Annotated in this window: 14 protein-coding genes; 5 read left to right on the plus strand and 9 right to left on the minus strand. The window is 68.2% G+C overall.

Going from position 1 to position 14755, the window contains the following annotated elements; translation table 11 throughout:
* Positions 1-277 precede the first annotated feature (277 nt).
* Positions 278-928 (plus strand): DUF1007 family protein, encoded by a 651-nt coding sequence (locus tag DK26_RS26090; protein ID WP_066479147.1) that lies wholly within the window; start codon positions 278-280, stop codon positions 926-928.
* On the plus strand, positions 919-1935 hold the full coding sequence (locus tag DK26_RS26095; protein WP_066479150.1) for a nickel/cobalt transporter: 1017 nt from the start codon (positions 919-921) through the stop codon (positions 1933-1935). The genes DK26_RS26090 and DK26_RS26095 overlap by 10 nt, the downstream gene beginning before the upstream one ends.
* Positions 1936-2056: 121 nt before the next feature.
* On the opposite strand, the gene DK26_RS26100 is transcribed toward DK26_RS26095, so the two are convergent.
* The 6 genes from DK26_RS26100 to DK26_RS26125 all read right to left on the minus strand — a co-directional run bounded on the left by DK26_RS26100 (position 2057) and on the right by DK26_RS26125 (position 7626).
* The gene (locus tag DK26_RS26100) at positions 2057-3016 is read right to left on the minus strand and encodes a DUF6454 family protein (protein WP_198162421.1); all 960 of its coding nucleotides are present in this window, start codon (positions 3014-3016) and stop codon (positions 2057-2059) included.
* A gap of 110 nt (positions 3017-3126) precedes the next feature.
* Positions 3127-3510: a nitrile hydratase accessory protein gene (locus DK26_RS26105; protein WP_066479153.1), complete on the minus strand. Its 384-nt coding sequence runs from the start codon at positions 3508-3510 to the stop codon at positions 3127-3129.
* A complete protein-coding gene (gene nthB, locus DK26_RS26110; RefSeq protein ID WP_066479156.1) occupies positions 3497-4156 on the minus strand; it encodes a nitrile hydratase subunit beta in 660 nt (219 codons plus the stop codon). Before nthB ends, DK26_RS26105 begins: the two co-directional genes overlap by 14 nt.
* Positions 4153-4791, minus strand: a complete 639-nt coding sequence (gene nthA / locus DK26_RS26115; RefSeq protein ID WP_066479157.1) for a nitrile hydratase subunit alpha — start codon at positions 4789-4791, stop codon at positions 4153-4155. Before nthA ends, nthB begins: the two co-directional genes overlap by 4 nt.
* Before the next feature lie 30 nt (positions 4792-4821).
* A complete protein-coding gene (locus tag DK26_RS26120) occupies positions 4822-6018 on the minus strand; it encodes an amidase (RefSeq protein WP_066479159.1) in 1197 nt (398 codons plus the stop codon).
* Between the two features lie 6 nt (positions 6019-6024).
* Complete coding sequence (locus DK26_RS26125) at positions 6025-7626, minus strand: gamma-glutamyltransferase (RefSeq protein WP_066479162.1); 1602 nt, start codon at positions 7624-7626, stop codon at positions 6025-6027.
* A gap of 113 nt (positions 7627-7739) precedes the next feature.
* On the opposite strand from DK26_RS26125, the gene DK26_RS26130 reads away from it, so the two are divergent.
* Positions 7740-7979 (plus strand): signaling protein, encoded by a 240-nt coding sequence (locus tag DK26_RS26130; RefSeq protein WP_066479164.1) that lies wholly within the window; start codon positions 7740-7742, stop codon positions 7977-7979.
* A gap of 4 nt (positions 7980-7983) precedes the next feature.
* Here the strand turns inward: DK26_RS26130 and DK26_RS26135 are convergent, their stop codons facing one another.
* From DK26_RS26135 to DK26_RS26145, 3 genes are all read right to left on the minus strand, one after another.
* Positions 7984-8346 carry a DUF1850 domain-containing protein gene (locus DK26_RS26135; RefSeq protein WP_066479166.1) on the minus strand — a complete coding sequence of 121 codons (363 nt, stop codon included), beginning with the start codon at positions 8344-8346 and terminating at the stop codon, positions 7984-7986.
* A complete protein-coding gene (locus DK26_RS26140; protein ID WP_066479169.1) occupies positions 8343-10652 on the minus strand; it encodes a TRAP transporter permease in 2310 nt (769 codons plus the stop codon). Before DK26_RS26140 ends, DK26_RS26135 begins: the two co-directional genes overlap by 4 nt.
* 110 nt (positions 10653-10762) lie before the next feature.
* A complete protein-coding gene (locus DK26_RS26145; RefSeq protein ID WP_066479172.1) occupies positions 10763-11731 on the minus strand; it encodes a TAXI family TRAP transporter solute-binding subunit in 969 nt (322 codons plus the stop codon).
* 237 nt (positions 11732-11968) lie between these two features.
* Here DK26_RS26145 and DK26_RS26150 point away from each other — a divergent pair, with 237 nt between their 5' ends.
* Together DK26_RS26150 and DK26_RS26155 are read left to right on the plus strand one after the other, a co-directional pair.
* Positions 11969-13591 (plus strand): glucan biosynthesis protein D, encoded by a 1623-nt coding sequence (locus DK26_RS26150; protein WP_066479175.1) that lies wholly within the window; start codon positions 11969-11971, stop codon positions 13589-13591.
* A gap of 168 nt (positions 13592-13759) precedes the next feature.
* The gene (locus DK26_RS26155) at positions 13760-14626 is read left to right on the plus strand and encodes a hypothetical protein (RefSeq protein ID WP_066479177.1); all 867 of its coding nucleotides are present in this window, start codon (positions 13760-13762) and stop codon (positions 14624-14626) included.
* Positions 14627-14755 lie beyond the last annotated feature (129 nt).

Below are 14755 nucleotides of genomic sequence, written 5' to 3' on the forward strand. Positions count from 1 at the left end.
AACGACCTCCCGAAGATCGAACCCCGCAGGGATTATGGGGACGGTATGGCCGGCCTCCAACCCGTTGTTATGTCAGTATTGCTGTCATACCGCCCGGGTGCCGTCAAATCAGTCTGGTGCAATTCCAGACTGTGCCAATGTCGTGCGCGCCGCGATTTGGCCGCCTTTCCGGGGGAAGGCTGCGCCGGTCTCGCAGCCGATTGCGGGCTAGGCGCAAAGCGCGCGCATTTGTTAGCATGCGCTGCCGATTCCGCCGCAGATTCGAGGAAATGCCATCGTGCCGCGTCGCCAGACCGGATCGCTCGCGCTCTGCGCCATCATCGCCTCGTTCGGCCTCGCGCTGCCGGCCATGGCGCATCCGCACGTCTTCGTGACCTCGCGCACCGAGATCATCTACACGCCCGACGGCGCGGTGCAGGCGCTGCGCCATCGCTGGAGCTTCGACGAGGCCTATTCGGCCTATATGGTCCAGGGGCTCGACAAGAACGGCGATGGCAAGCTGACGCCGGACGAGCTGGCCGAGCTCGCCAAGGTCAACATCGAATCCCTCCCGGACGTCGATTTCTTCACGAGCGCCAAGGCGAACGGCAAGGCGCAGGAATTCGGCAAGCCCGGGGAAGAAGGGCTGGTCTACGAGAACAAGGTGCTGACCCTGACCTTCACGCTGCCGCTCAAGACGCCGGCCGTGGCCAACCGCTCCTTCGGCATCGAGATCGGCGACCCTACCTATTTCGTCGCCTTCGAGGTCGCCGCCGAGGCCGATGCGGTGACGACGCGCGATGCCCCGAAGGGCTGCGTTGTACGGGTTATGCGTCCGCCCAAGCTCGATACGGCGACGCAGCAGCGCCTGGCGCAGGAAGACATCACCGCGACGCCGGATATGAGCGCCTACGTCGTCACGACGCGCGCCCTGGTGGCATGTCCCTGAGCGTCGACGCCGCGCCGGGCCTCGCCGCCCTGCCGCGCCGGCTATGCATCGCCGTGCTGGCGCTGGCGCTGGTCGCCGGCGCGCTCGGGCTGATCGCCTGGCTGCTCAGCCTCTATTTCCCGCCGCCGCCCCCGCCGCCGCGCAACCCGTTCGGCGTGGCGCTGCCGCGTGAGGCGCTGCCGGCGACCTCGGGCCTCGGCGCCGTCATCCTCGCCTGGCAGTCGAGTTTCTATCGCGAGCTGACCGCGACGCTGAAGGCGATCGCGCAGTCGCCGGCCGCGCTACCGGCGCTGCTAGGCCTGGCCTTCGGCTATGGCGTGTTCCACGCCGCCGGCCCCGGTCACGGCAAGGCGGTGATCTCGGGCTATATCGTCGCCGACAATCGCAGCCTGCGGCGCGGCCTCGCCTTGAGCTTCGCGGCGGCGCTCGTCCAGGCGCTGGTCGCAATCGGGCTGGTCGGGACCCTCACCCTCGCACTGAACGCAACGGCGAAGACCATGGCTTCGACGACGCGGGTGATCGAGCTCGGCAGCTTCGCGCTGGTCGCGCTGGTCGGGCTCTACGTGCTCTGGCGCAAGGCAGGGAGCTTCGTCGCGCTCGGCGGCGGCGCGGCGCATGACCCGGCCTCCTGCGACCATGTCCACATGCCCGGGCCCGAGGAGATCTCGCGGCTGCGTTCCTTCCGCGAGATGGCCGGGGTCGTGCTGGCGGCGGGCCTTAGGCCTTGCGCGGGAGCGCTGATCATCCTCGTCTTCGCCAATGCGCAGGGCCTGTTCTGGGCCGGGATCGCCGCGACCTTCGCCATGGCGCTCGGCACGGCCCTGACCACCGGGGCGCTGGCCGCGCTCGCCGTGTTCTTCAAGTTCGCAGCGCTGCGCCTCGCCGGCGGCGGTTCGCTCGCGGGTGTGCGCATCATCGCCGGGCTCGAAGTGCTGGCGGCGGCCTTCGTCGCCGTGCTCGGCGCCGCCCTGCTCTTCGGCCTGTGGGCGGCTGGGCAGGGAAGCTGATCACCCCGTCATGCTCGCCCTCGTTGGCGAGCATCCACGTCTTGAACGCTGTGCGACGAAGGAAGAAGTGGATGGTCCGGACAAGCCCGACCATGACGAAACCAGCGGCGTGAAATCAGCCCTACTTCACCACCGCCTCGAAGGTGAAGAGGGTCGACTTGTCGTCGTCCGGCATGAAGTAGGCGCGCACGCCCTCGGCCGTCGGCTCGACCCAGAATGGGTTCTGCGTCATCGGCAGCCCCGAGCTCGGCGACCAGAGCTCGACCGGCACCTGATAGACCGGCCTGTTGTCCTTGAGGTCGACGATCTCCAGGCCGCCGAGGCGGAAGACCGGGCCGTCCTTCGTCGTCCGGTAGGCGTTGAGGCCCGAGCAGAGCATCCGGCTCATGCCGATATAGTGGCAGTCCTGATAGTCGATGTAGAGCGCGGGATTGGCGACGCGCAGCGCTTCGGGCGCCGTCGTCGCATTGGTTACCCTGCCCTCGCCGTCGAGAGGCCATTTGTAGAAGCGGCGCGAGCCCCAGCTGACGCCGTGCAGCGACTTGTCGTCGGTGTTGTGGATGATGCCGCCGACATGGTCCTTGAAGCGGAAGACCTCGGTCGCCGTCAGCGTCGCCGGGTCGACCTTGTAGACAATCGACTGGCTGTTCGGCCGGTACTCGGCGACCGGAACCCAGATGTCCTTCCCGTCGAAGTCGATGCCGCCGGGGTGGTAGATCGAGCCTTCGCCGAGGGTGACGCTGCCGAGGAGCTTGCCCTGCGCGTCGACCTTGAAGAGATGGCCGACGCCCTCTCCGGTATCGCGGTCATAGCCGTCCTGCAGGCTGGGATAGCGGGTCGTCGGCTTCTTGATCTCGACCGAGGAGATGAAGAAGGCATCGCCGATCCTGACCATGCCCTGGGGGTGATGCGTCGGGAACTGCAGCTCGACCGCCGACTTTTGCGTCCATTGCGTGCCGCGCGTCAGCTTCGGGATCAGCGTACTGAGCGCCGTGTCGGCGGCATGGGCCGGCGGGCTCGTGGCCGGAATGGACAGGGCCGCCGCGGCCAGGGCGGTCAGGCCGGTGAGAACCGTCTTCATGCTGCGTCCCTCCCGTTTGCGCTTCGTCGCGCGAAGCGGTTCTGCGAAGTTCCGGCCCTGTGTCCGGCCGGCGATACAGTGTCGTGACGGCGAAGGGCCCGGCCAGGGCATTAGCGTTGCGGGTCGTTCTCCAGCAGGATCGGCTTGCCGTGAGGCGTTGCCTGCGCAGCGCGCTCCCAGGCGGCGCTGCGGGCGTCGACGCCCTCATGGCTCGCCAAGCCCTTCTCGATCAGCAGATGCTCGAGCGCCTCGCACCAGCGCTCGTAGTAATCGGAGCCATCGCGGCAGCCGCCGGCGGCGAGCGCCTCGCGGATCTCGGCGCCGAGCGCCTGCGCCCATTCATCGGCGGTGAAGATACCGCGATTCTGCAGGGCGACGACCAAGGCGAAGGCCTGCGCCTGCCAGGGCTCGGCGAAGATCGGGCCCTCGGCGTCGCGCGGGATCGGGGTATCGGCGGCGAGTGCCGCCGCGAGATCGTGCTCAGGCCGGCTCAAGATAGCTTTCCCAGGCTTCGATGCTGACGCTGGAGTTCGGATCGGCATCGCGGCCCCAGAGCTCGGGGCCGGCGAAGACGACCGTATAGAGCCATTGCGCGGTCTCGGGCGCGCCATGGGCGCCGGTGTCTGGGAAGACATGGCAGCCGGTAACGCGCTCGACCACACCCTGCTTGCCGCGGGCATAGCGCGGCAGGCGGGTATGATGCCGTGGGTGCATGACGATGGTGCGGACCTTGTCGCCGACCTTGAAGCGGGCCGGGGCAGCCGCTTCGCGCTCATAGGGAAAGCCGCGGCGCAGCACGGCGGGTACATCGGTCCCTTTCAGGACGCGCTTCGGCGTGGTGCCGCTGCCGGCGGAGGCGCCGCTGTCGAGCTCGGCAAGAGTGGCGAAGCCGTGCCGCTGCAGCACGGTGCGCAGGCCCTCGTACCAGATCTCGTAATAGGAGAGGGACAGGTAGTCGGCCGGCGGGATGGCCTCGCGCGCATGGCGGATCTCGTCGATCGTCCAGTGCCCCATGGCCCCGGCGGCGACGTTGAGCGCCAGCATGCGCGCTTCCCAATCGGCGTGGAAGATCGGCTCGTCCGGTTCGGGTCGGACCGGGCCGAAGCCCATCTGGCCGCCGAGATCCTGCCCGCCATTCATGACCGCGCTCCCGCCTGCGGCAGGCCGACGCCGATCATCGAGTCGCGCGTGACGATGTCCGCCAGCTCTTCCTCGGACCAGCCCTCGGTGCCTTCCGGGCGCTGCGGCACTACGATGAACCGGGTCTCGGCGGTCGAGTCCCAGACGCGGATGCGCTGGCCCTCGGGCAGGGTCACGCCGAAATCGGCCAGGGTGCCGCGTGGGTCGATCACCGCCTTGGAGCGGTAGGGCGGTGACTTGTACCAGACCGGTGGCAGGCCGAGCACCGGCCAAGGATAGCAGGAGCACAGCGTGCAGACGATGAGGTTGTGTTCCTCCGGCGTGTTGAACACCGCGACAATGTGCTCGCCGCCACGCCCGCCATAGCCGAGTTCGGCGACGGCGGCGGTGCCGTCCTGCTTCAGGCGCTGCGCATAGGCCGGGTCGCTCCAGGCCTTGGCGACGACGCGGGCGCCGTTGCGCGGGCCGACCTTCGTCTCATAGGTTTCGACGATGGCGTCGAGCGCCGCCGGATCGACATAGCCCTTCTCGACCAGCAGCGATTCCAGCGCCTTCACCCGCGCCTCGATCGGCGTGAAATGATTGTCGTGCTCGTGGTCATGATCGTGGTGATGATGGTGGTCATGGTCGCTCATCGCCGCCTCCTCCTCATGCCCGTCTGATCGTCACGCCAGTCTGATCCTGGCAGCCCGCTCGATCCTCACCGCAAAGGCGACCAGCGACTTGTCCGAGCCCCTGGGCCCGATCACCGACAGCCCGAGCGGGGCATCGTCGCGATAGGCCACCGGAATCGAAATCTGCGGGAAACCCGAAAGCCCGGCAAGGCAGAGCAGACGCAGGGCCCGGTTGCGGAAATCATCGAGCTCGCTCTCGCCGGCGCTGACCAAAGGCGCGATGTCCGGCACGGTCGGCAGCAGCAGCACGCCGTCCTGGCCGAGCAGCTTGGCGAGCTTGGCGCGGAAGTTGCGGCGGACGGTGTCGCCGCGCGCGACCTCGGCGTCGCTGACCGAGCGGCCGAAGGCGAAGCGCTCGGCGACGCCCGGGCCGAGCGGCGGGGCGAAGCGCTCGATCATCGGCCCGTCGGCCGTCCAGGCCTCGCGGCCCTGGAGCCAGCGAAAGGCCCAGTAGAGCGCGTCCATGTCGCGCACGGCGCGGACGCTCTCGGGTTGGCCGAGCAGCGGCACGAAGCGCTGGACGGCATTGCGCAGGATGCGCTCGGCCTCCGGCACGGCCTGGGCGAAAAGGTCGTCGGCGAGCAGCAGCCGCGGCCGCTCCGGAAGGGTCGTGCGGTCCTTCCCGAACAGGACATTGGCGACGCGGGCGAAGGTCTCGCCGTCACGGGCGAAGAAGCCGGCGGTATCGAAGCTCTCGGCCAGCGGCCAGGTTCGCTTCAGCGAGAGGCGGCCATGGCTCGGGCGGATGCCGAACAGTCCGCCATAGCTCGCCGGCGCACGCACCGAACCGCCGGTGTCGGAGCCGAGCGCGATGTCGGCGAGCCGCCCGGCGACCGCCGCCATCGAGCCGGAGGAGGAGCCGCCGGTGATCCGCTCCGGCGCGGCCGGGTTCACCGGCGAGCCGAAATGGGCGTTCTTGCCGTTGAGCGAGAAGGCGAGCTCGTCGGTATGGGTCTTGCCGACGAAGCGGGCGCCGGCATCGAGCAGCGCCTTCACCACCGGCGCCGTGCGGGTCTTGACGCCCGACTGCGCCAGCACGGTCGGTGAGCCCGCGCCGGTCGGGTAACCCTTGATGTCGAACAGGTCCTTGACCGCCAGCGTCAGGCCCGCGAGCGGACCGGAGGAGGCGTGCTTCACCGGCGCCGGCGGATAGGGAACGAAGCAGCGGAACGGATCGTCCTCGATCATGGCCTGTCAGATCCCCCTGGCATCGCCGTCGGAGCGCGGGTCATGCGTCGCTTCGACATGACCCCCACCTTGGCCCTTCTGGTGCTTCACCAGCATGCCGGCATGGCCGAACTGGTCGGAATAGGCCTCGCTGTATTCCTCGACCGGGTGCCCGGCGGCGGTCAACCGCGCCAGCAGCATCGGGTCGAAGCGGCTTTCCAGCTTGAGCGAGATCGAGCCGGCGCCCCAGGTCCGGCCGAACAGCCAGCGCGGCGCGTCGACGGCGTCGGCGACGCTCTGGCCGAAGCGGTAGCGCGACAGGATCTGGGCCTGGAACTGCGGCTGGCCGTCGCCGCCCATCGCGCCATAGCTCATGATCCGACCGTCGTCGAAGCGCGCCAGCGGCGGGTTGAGCGTGTGGAAGGGCTTGCGGCCCGGCGTCAGCGGATTCAGCGCCTTGGCGTCGAGCGAGAAGGAGACGCCGCGGTTCTGCCAGTTGATGCCGGTCTTCGGCAGGATGCAGCCCGAGCCGTATTCCCAGTAGATCGACTGGATATAGGAGACGGCGAGGCCCGAGCCGTCGATCGCGCCCATCCAGACCGTGTCGCCCTCGCCGGGCCGGAACGGCCAGCTCGCGGCACGCTTGCGGTCGATCTTCTGCGCCTCGCGGGCGAGGACCGCGTCGCTCAGCAGGCTCGCCGGGTCGATGGTCATGAAGGCCGGGTCGGTGACCACCTGGTCGCGCAGCGCCAGAGCACGCTTCACCGCCTCGACCAGGCCGTGATGATGGTCGAAGCCCTCGGCCCGGGTGACGCCGAGCTTCTCGAAGATGCCGAGGATCAGGAGCGCCGCGAGCCCTTGCGTCGGCGGCGGGAAATTGTAGGCGGTCAGCCCCGGCAGTTTCAGCGACAGCGGCTGGACGGCACGCGCGCGGAAGGCCTCGATATCGGCGCGGGTGATCGGCGCGCCGAGGCGATCGAGGTCCTCGGCGAGCTCGCGGCCGATATCGCCGCGGTAGAAATCGTCGAGCCCGGCATGGGCCAGTTGCTCGAAGGTCGCGCCGAGCGCCCGGGGCTTGCGCCGGTCGCCGGCCTTGGGGCGCTCGCCGCCCGGCCAGAAGAAATCGCTGAAGCCCGGCGCGGCCTTCACCGCATCGACCTCCTGCGGCCAGGTGCGCAGCTCGGACGCCGAGATGTCATAGCCCTCGGTGCAATGGCGAATGGCGTCGGCCAGAAGGTCCTTCAGCGGGATGCGGCCGCCCAGGCTCTGCGCGAGCGCAAGCGCCGCCTGCCAGCCGCCGATCGCGCCGGCGACCGTGATCGCCGCATCGGCGCCGCGGGAAGGCAAGGTGTCGTAGCCCTTCTCGCGATAGCGTTCGATCGTCGCGAGCGATCCGGCGCCCCCGCAGGCCTCGATGGCGTGAACCTTGCCGCCGGGCTCGTGCACCAGCCAGAAGCCATCGCCGCCGATGGCGTTCATATGCGGATAGACCACCGAAATGGTCGCGGCCATGGCGACCATGGCCTCGATGGCGTTGCCGCCTTCGGCAAGGATCGCCCGGCCGGCCTGCGAAGCGAGATGATGGGGAGCGGCGACCGCCGCGCTGGCGAAGACGGGAGAGTCGGGCATCAGGCTCTTTTCATTCGGGGTAGCTGTGACCATTTGCCGATCAGGCGCGATTTTGTTGCATGCCGGCGCTGCCTAGGCTAGGCGGTCTGCGCATGGGTGCGAGGAATGGAAGCATGGCCGCAGGGCGTACCAACTGGCGCAACATGATCCTGGTGGTCTCGATGGCGATCCTGATCGGGGTCGAGCTCTTCGGGGTTGCCCTGGCTTCGGGCTGGGCGCTCGCCGGCATGTTCGAGCTCGGCCACATCGTCGCCTATGTGCTGATGACGCTGTTCTCCGGCATCGCCGCCTATGGCATGGTCGTGTTCATGCGCCGCGTGGTGAAGGTCGAGCGTATCCATCCCCGCAGCTGAGCCGTCACGGGCAGGGCTTCAGCACCACCGGATCGGCCTCGGCCGGCACCAGTTCCGCCATCGCGCGGCAGCCGTTCCCGATGCAGACGCGCCAGTCGGCCGTGGCGCCGGAGCGGCGCATCACGACCTCTCTCAAGGCAGGCAGTCCGGGCCGCCAGCGCCAGAAGCCGTCGACCAGTCTCGCGCTCTCGGGCGGGTCCATGCCGGCGCCCGAGCCCTGCACCCGCGCCTCGACTAGGACGAGCCCGTCCGGGCTCTCCTGCCAGAGTTCCTCCCACAGCGTCTTCTCGACCGAATGGCGCCAGGCGAGGGTGATCTCGCCGGCGCCGAGCGGCACGAGCAGCGCGCCGGCGGCGAGGCAGATCACGCCGCCTGCCGGGTCGCTGCTCGCGCCCGCCAGAAGTGTTGGCCGAAGATCACCGCAGCCAGGGCGAAACCGATCTCGTCGGTGATCGGGACGGCCGCGACCAGCAATCCGGCCGCCAGCGCAGCGAGCACGCGCTCCCAGAGCGTCAGAGGCCGCAGGAGATAGCCGACGAAGGCGGTGCCCCAGAGCACCATGGCGAGCGATGCCTTGACGACGATGTAGCAAACGGCGAGCCAGTAGCCGGTGCCGGAGAGACCCGCGACGGGCTGCAGCATCAGCGTCGGATCATAGACCGCGATATAGGGCACGACGAAGCCAGGCAGGGCGATCTTCACCGCCTGCACGCCGATCTTCATGCCCGAGACCTTGGCCATCGGCGCCGCCGCGAAGGCGGCGAGCGCCACGGGCGGCGTCAGGTCGGCCATGATGCCGAAATAGAAGACGAACATGTGGCTGACGATCAGCGGCACGTCGAGCTGCAGCAGGATCGGCGCGGCCAGCGAGGAGGTAATGATGTAGTTCGGGATGGTCGGGATGCCCATGCCGAGGATCAGGCTGAAGATCATCGTCAGGACGAGGGCGAGGAACATCGAGTGCTTGCCGATGCCGATCAGCCAGGAGCCGAAGATCGTGCCGATGCCGGTCAGGGTCATGGTGCCGATGACGATGCCGACCAGCGCGCAGGCGAGGCCGACCGGCAGGGCCTGCCGGGCACCGTCCGCCAGCGCCGCGACGCAGGACTCCAGGACCTCGCGGCCCGAACCGCCGCGCAGCACGTTCCAGAGCACGAGGGCGAGCACGACCATCAGCACGGTCGCCATGCTGATCGTCATCGAGGCCGCCGAGATCAGCGCGAAGCCGACCCAGAAGACGATGCGCAAGGCGGGCGTCGCGAGCCCGGCCGAGATCGCCAAAGCGAGGATCAGCGCGACCGTCAGCGCGAGGCCGATGGCGCCGGCGAAGAGCGGCGTGAAGCCGGCGAAGAGCAGGTAGACCAGTACCAGGAGCGGCGCGATCAGGTACCAGTTCTTGCGGATCTCGGCGCGGGCGCTCGGCAGCTGCGACTTCGGCAGGCCGTGCAGGCCGAGCTTGCCGGCTTCCAGATGCACCGCCCAGTAGCAGGCGGCGAAATAGAGCAGGGCCGGGATGATCGCGGCCTCGACGATCTTTGAATAGGGCACGTCGATCGTCTCGGCCATGATGAAGGCGACGGCGCCCATCACCGGCGGCATGATCTGGCCGCCCATCGAGGAGGTCGCCTCGACGCCGCCCGCAAACGCGCCGTTGAAGCCGGAGCGCTTCATCAGGGGGATGGTGAACTGGCCGGAGGCGACGACATTGGCGACGCCGGAGCCCGAGACCGTGCCCATCAGCGCCGAGGAGGCGACGCAGACCTTGCCCGGACCGCCCTGCTTGCCGCCGAACACCGCCATCGAGATGTCGTTGAAGAAATCGATGACGCCGGCGCGCTCCATGAAGGCGCCGAACAGGATGAACAGGAAGATGAAGGTGGCGGAGACGGCGGTCGGCGTGGCGTAGAGGCCCTCGGTGCCGAAGGCCATCTGCTCGATCACCTGCTCCAGGCTGTAGCCGCGATGGTCGTAAGGGGCGGGAAGATAGTTGCCGAACAGGCAATAGGCCAGGAAGGTGCCGGCGACCAGCGGCAGGGCGATGCCCATCGCCCGCCAGACCAGAAGGAAGAGCACGACGAGGGCGCCGATGCCGACGACCATGTCGGCATGGGTGAGTTCGCCGGCGCGGTTCACCAGCTCGTTATAGTTCCACCAATGGTAGAGGCCGACGGCGAAGCCGACCACGCCGACTGCCCACCAGAAGGCCCGGGCCGGCGGTGAGGTCTCGTCGGCATTGGCGAGCAGGCCGCAGGCGGTCAGGCAGAGGAAGCCGACATGCAGGGTGCGCAGCACCTGGTTCGGCAGCGTGCCGGTATAGAGCGTCACCAGCTCGAAGGCGCCGAACAGGGCGAGGAAGGCGAGGACCGCCTCGATATTCGGACGGCCACGCGCGGCGCCGAGCAGGATCCAGCCGAGCCAGAATACGAAGGCGATCCGGATCGCCATGATCGGTGTCAGCCAGAAGATCGACGGCACGATCCGGAAGTCGAGCGGAATGCCGAAGGCGGTGACGATCTGGAAGGCCGAGAAGGCGACGGCGATCCAGAACAGCAGCCTGCCCTTCCAGCCTTCGCCGAAGGTCGCCGGAAGACCGTGCTCGGGGTCGTAAGGGGCCGCCTGCGCAGGGCCGGCGACATCCGGTACGGCCAGGGGCCTGCTCGCTTGCGTGCTCATCGGCTGTTCCCCGTCATCGTCACGCTCGCGGCGCGATCTTGCCTGTTCGTTTCGTCAAAAAAAGGCGAGGCCGGATGCCGGCCTCGCCTGCGCGTCGCGATCGGATTGGCTCAAGAGCCGGCCTTCAGGCCCTTTTCCTTGAAGTAGCGCGCGGCGCCCGGATGCAGCGGCAGCGGCATGCCGTCGAGCGCATTTTCGAGCTTGATCGAGCGCGCGGCGGCGTGGGCGGCGGCGAGATCGGGCAGGTTCTCGAAGACGGCCTTGGTCATCTGATAGACCGTCTCCTCCTTCATGCCTTCATGGGTCGCGAGGTAGTTCACCACGGCGGCGGCCGGGACGGCGGCGGTCTGGCCGGTATAGGTGTTGGCGGGGATCGCGACCTTGACGAAGGGCGGGCCGGCCTTGTCGACCACGGCGGCCGGAACCTCGACCACGGTGATCTCGACCGAGGTGGCGAGGTCGCGCAACGAGGCGACGCCGAGGCCGGCCGATTGCAGCGTGGCGTCAAGCTGGCGGTTCTTCATCAGCTCGACGGATTCGGCGAAGGGCAGGTACTCGACCTTGCCGAGGTCCTTGTAGGACAGGCCGGCCGCGGCGAGGATGGCGCGGGCATTGAGCTCGGTGCCGGACTTCGGGGCGCCGACCGAGAGGCGCTTGCCCTTGAGATCGGCGAGCGTCTTGATGCCGCTATCCTTCGAGGCGACGATCTGGATGTAGTTCGGATAGATCGCGGTGATGCCGCGCAGCTTCTTCAGCGGCGCCTTGAAGCCGGCCTCCTCGTCGCCCTTCCAGGCGGCGTCGAGGGAATCGCCGAGAGTGAAGGCGATCTCGCCCTTGCCCTGCTGGAGCAGTTGCAGGTTCTCGACGGAGGCCTTGGTCGCCTGCACGGTCGGGCGCACATTCGGCACCTTTTCGCCATAGATTTTCGAAAGCGCGACGCCGAGCGGATAGTAGACGCCGGAGGTGCCGCCGGTCAGCACGTTGATGAATTCCTGCGCGCGGGCGGCTCCCGGTGCGACGGCAATGGCGAAAGCGGTGGCTATACCGGCCAGGCTGCGGCCGCTGAACAGCGTCTTCATGGTTCCTCCCGAAATGCTTCCCATGCTTCTGCGAGCCGGGCTACGGCTGTTGTAGGACGCTCGCCCCCGAAAAGGGAAGCCGGGCCAAAGGGCTAAGGCGGTGGAATGCCCGCTTGCGGCGCGATTTTCGCCCTGCTCCGGACAGAATGAGGCGGAGATTGCCCTGACCGGCTGGACAGGCTAGCCGGGGAACACCATCTGCACATCCGTCCCCCGCCGCCACGGAGCGCTTACCCGATGCCTTCGCAGAAGCCGAACCCGCCTTCGATCGACCGTCGCCTGCTCCTGTCGGGGGCGGCTGGAACGGCCGCGCTGGCAGCGCTCGGCTTCGCGCCCAAGGCGCTGGCGCAGCAGGGGCTGAAGCTCGGCCAGGCCGAGGCGTTCAGCTTCGAGGGGCTGAAGGCGCGCGCCCGGGATCTCGCCGGAAAGCCCTATCAGGCGCCGCCCAACCCCAAGCCCGATGTGCTCGAGAAGATCGACTACGACGCGCACGGCAAGATCAGGTTCAAGCCGGAGCTGGCGCTCTGGGCGAACGGGCCCTCGCCCTGGCCGGTGACCTTCTTCCATCTCGGGCGCTATTTCCAGAAGCCGGTCCGCATGCACGTCCTCGACGACGGCAAGGCGCGCGAGATCGTCTATGACGAGAGCTATTTCGAGATGCCGGCGGATTCTCCGGCCAAGCAGCTGCCGCCGGGCGCCGGCTTCGCCGGCTTCCGCTTCCAGGAGAGCCGCTCGGGCCATCCCGGCCGCAAGGGCGAGAAGCTCGACTGGCAGAAGAACGACTGGGTCGCCTTCCTCGGCGCTTCCTATTTCCGCGCCATCGGCGAGCTCTACCAGTACGGGCTGTCGGCGCGCGGTCTCGCCATCGACCCCGCCGTTGGCGGCAAGGCGGAGGAGTTCCCGGACTTCACCCATATCTGGTTGGAGACACCTGCCGCCGCCGCCGAACAGGTCGTCGTCTACGCCCTGCTTTCCGGCCCCAGCGTCGCCGGCGCCTTCCGCTTCCGCATGCATCGCGGCAAGGGCGTGGTGATGGAGATCGAGAAGGAGCTGCACCTGCGCAAGGATGTCGAGCGTCTCGGCATCGCGCCGCTGACCTCGATGTACTGGTATTCGGAGAAGGCCAAGGCGACGGCCGTCGACTGGCGGCCGGAAGTGCATGATTCCGACGGGCTCGCTCTGTGGACCGGTAGCGGCGAGCGCGCCTGGCGGCCGCTCAACAACCCGTCGCGGACGATCGCTTCGGCCTTCGTCGACGAGAACCCGCGCGGCTTCGGGCTGATGCAGCGCGACCGCGAGTTCGGCCATTACATGGACGGCGTGTTCTACGAGCGCCGGCCGAGCCTCTGGATCGAGACCATCGGCAACTGGGGCAAGGGCTCGGTGCAGCTGATCGAGATCCCGACCGATGACGAGATCCACGACAACATCGTGGTGATGTGGGTGCCGCAGGCGCCGGCCAAGGCCGGCAATGCCTACAGCTTCCACTACCGCCTGCACTGGCTCGCCGACGAGCCCTTCCCCTCGCCGCTCGGCCGCGTCGTCGCGACCAGGATGGGCAATGGCGGCCAGCCCGGCACGACGAGGCCGAAGGGCGTGCGCAAGTTCATGGTCGAGTTCAAGGGCGCGGCGCTGGAGACGATCCCCTTCGGCGTCAAGCCGGAGGTCGTGCTCTCGAGCTCGCGCGGCAGCTTCTCCTACATCTTCGCCGAGGCGGTGCCGAACGACGTGCCCGGCCATTGGCGCGCCCAGTTCGACCTGACCGTCGAAGGGACCGATCCGGTCGAGATGCGCTGCTTCCTGCGCGGCGGCGACAAGGTGCTGACCGAGACCTGGCTCTACCAGTACCTGCCGGGCTGACGGGCCCCGGACGGATAGATTGACGTAAGGGAATACGGGGCGTCATCATGGCCCCGTTGCACGAGGCCCTCCGGGGAGGCCGCCGGCGCGCAACCGTGCCGCTGTGCCCGAGGCCCGCGCAGCGCTCGCTGCCGCACGGGCCGGCAATCCCGACAGGTGAGGTTCCTCGTGTTCCAGAGCATCTTGATCCGCGCTGCCGCCATCACGCTTGCCGCCTGCGTTCCGCAGCTCGCCGCCGCCCAGGGGAGCATCGACAACAGCGCGTTGGATAGTGCGCAGTTCCGGCCGCATGAGCGCACTTTCGGCCTGGTCTACACCTTGCCGGCGGAGATCAACGAGAAGCTGAACGCCACCATTGCCGGGCCGCTGAAGGAGCAGCTCCTGGTGCTCGGGCTGGATACGGAAGCGCTGCGCTCGAACATCCCGCACATCACCGTCGTCCATATTCACAATGCCGACCCGACGACGCCCGCGAAGATGCTGAAGGCGCTGCCCAAACCGCCGGCGCCGATCAATGCGACGCTGCAGCGCTTCTACATGACCGAAGCGGCCAAGGGCGCCGGGCAGCCCTGGTGGCTCGATCTGGGCGTCGTCAAGGAAGGCCCCGGCTTCGAGGCGATGATGGCCTATAACACCCAGGCGACCGCCGCCCTGGCGCCGCTGCGCGACGGGCCGCTGCCGCGCGTCACCGGTCCGGTCTTCGCGAAGATGGGCGATGCCGGCAAGGACCTCGTCAAGACGCTCGGCGTCAGCGGCGTCAATGTGGTGAAGGACGGCAAGGAGCTGCGCTCCCACAATCCGCACAACACGCTGGTCTACAGCACCAAAACCTACACCCCCGAGCTGGAGGCGGCGATGACCAAGCTCGCCGGGCAGTTCAACCAGATCCTGCCGGAAGGCATGCCTGCCAGTTTCAAGACGGTCTCGATCGTCGAGCTGGGCTTCTCGGGCAACGTCACCCGCGAAATCTACCGCATCGATCTCGACAACGGCACGGTGCTGGACGTCGCGTCTGGCAAGACCGTTTCGCGCTGAACCCTGCGAGGCTGGCGGGAGCGGGCCTGGTTCGCTCCCGTCAACGAGCCGACTCCCGTACAAGGGCAAGGAGTGTAAGATGCTGACCGAGACCAGACCGTAGCAGTATCCGCCGGGCTGATGCCGGAG

It is taken from the genome of Allobosea sp. WAO (genome assembly GCF_001509835.1).
Taxonomy (GTDB): Bacteria; Pseudomonadota; Alphaproteobacteria; order Rhizobiales; family Beijerinckiaceae; genus Allobosea.

Bases quoted from the DNA above. Each gene is read 5' to 3' on its own strand.
- DK26_RS26150 (WP_066479175.1), top strand. From the start codon at position 11,969: ATGCCTTCGCAGAAGCCGAACCCGCCTTCGATCGACCGTCGCCTGCTC.
- DK26_RS26100 (WP_198162421.1), bottom strand. From the start codon at position 3,016: ATGAAGACGGTTCTCACCGGCCTGACCGCCCTGGCCGCGGCGGCCCTG.
- nthA (WP_066479157.1), bottom strand. From the start codon at position 4,791: ATGAGCGACCATGACCACCATCATCACCACGATCATGACCACGAGCAC.
- DK26_RS26145 (WP_066479172.1), bottom strand. From the start codon at position 11,731: ATGAAGACGCTGTTCAGCGGCCGCAGCCTGGCCGGTATAGCCACCGCT.
- DK26_RS26095 (WP_066479150.1), top strand. From the start codon at position 919: ATGTCCCTGAGCGTCGACGCCGCGCCGGGCCTCGCCGCCCTGCCGCGC.
- DK26_RS26125 (WP_066479162.1), bottom strand. From the start codon at position 7,626: ATGCCCGACTCTCCCGTCTTCGCCAGCGCGGCGGTCGCCGCTCCCCAT.
- nthB (WP_066479156.1), bottom strand. From the start codon at position 4,156: ATGAATGGCGGGCAGGATCTCGGCGGCCAGATGGGCTTCGGCCCGGTC.
- DK26_RS26120 (WP_066479159.1), bottom strand. From the start codon at position 6,018: ATGATCGAGGACGATCCGTTCCGCTGCTTCGTTCCCTATCCGCCGGCG.
- DK26_RS26140 (WP_066479169.1), bottom strand. From the start codon at position 10,652: ATGAGCACGCAAGCGAGCAGGCCCCTGGCCGTACCGGATGTCGCCGGC.
- DK26_RS26130 (WP_066479164.1), top strand. From the start codon at position 7,740: ATGGCCGCAGGGCGTACCAACTGGCGCAACATGATCCTGGTGGTCTCG.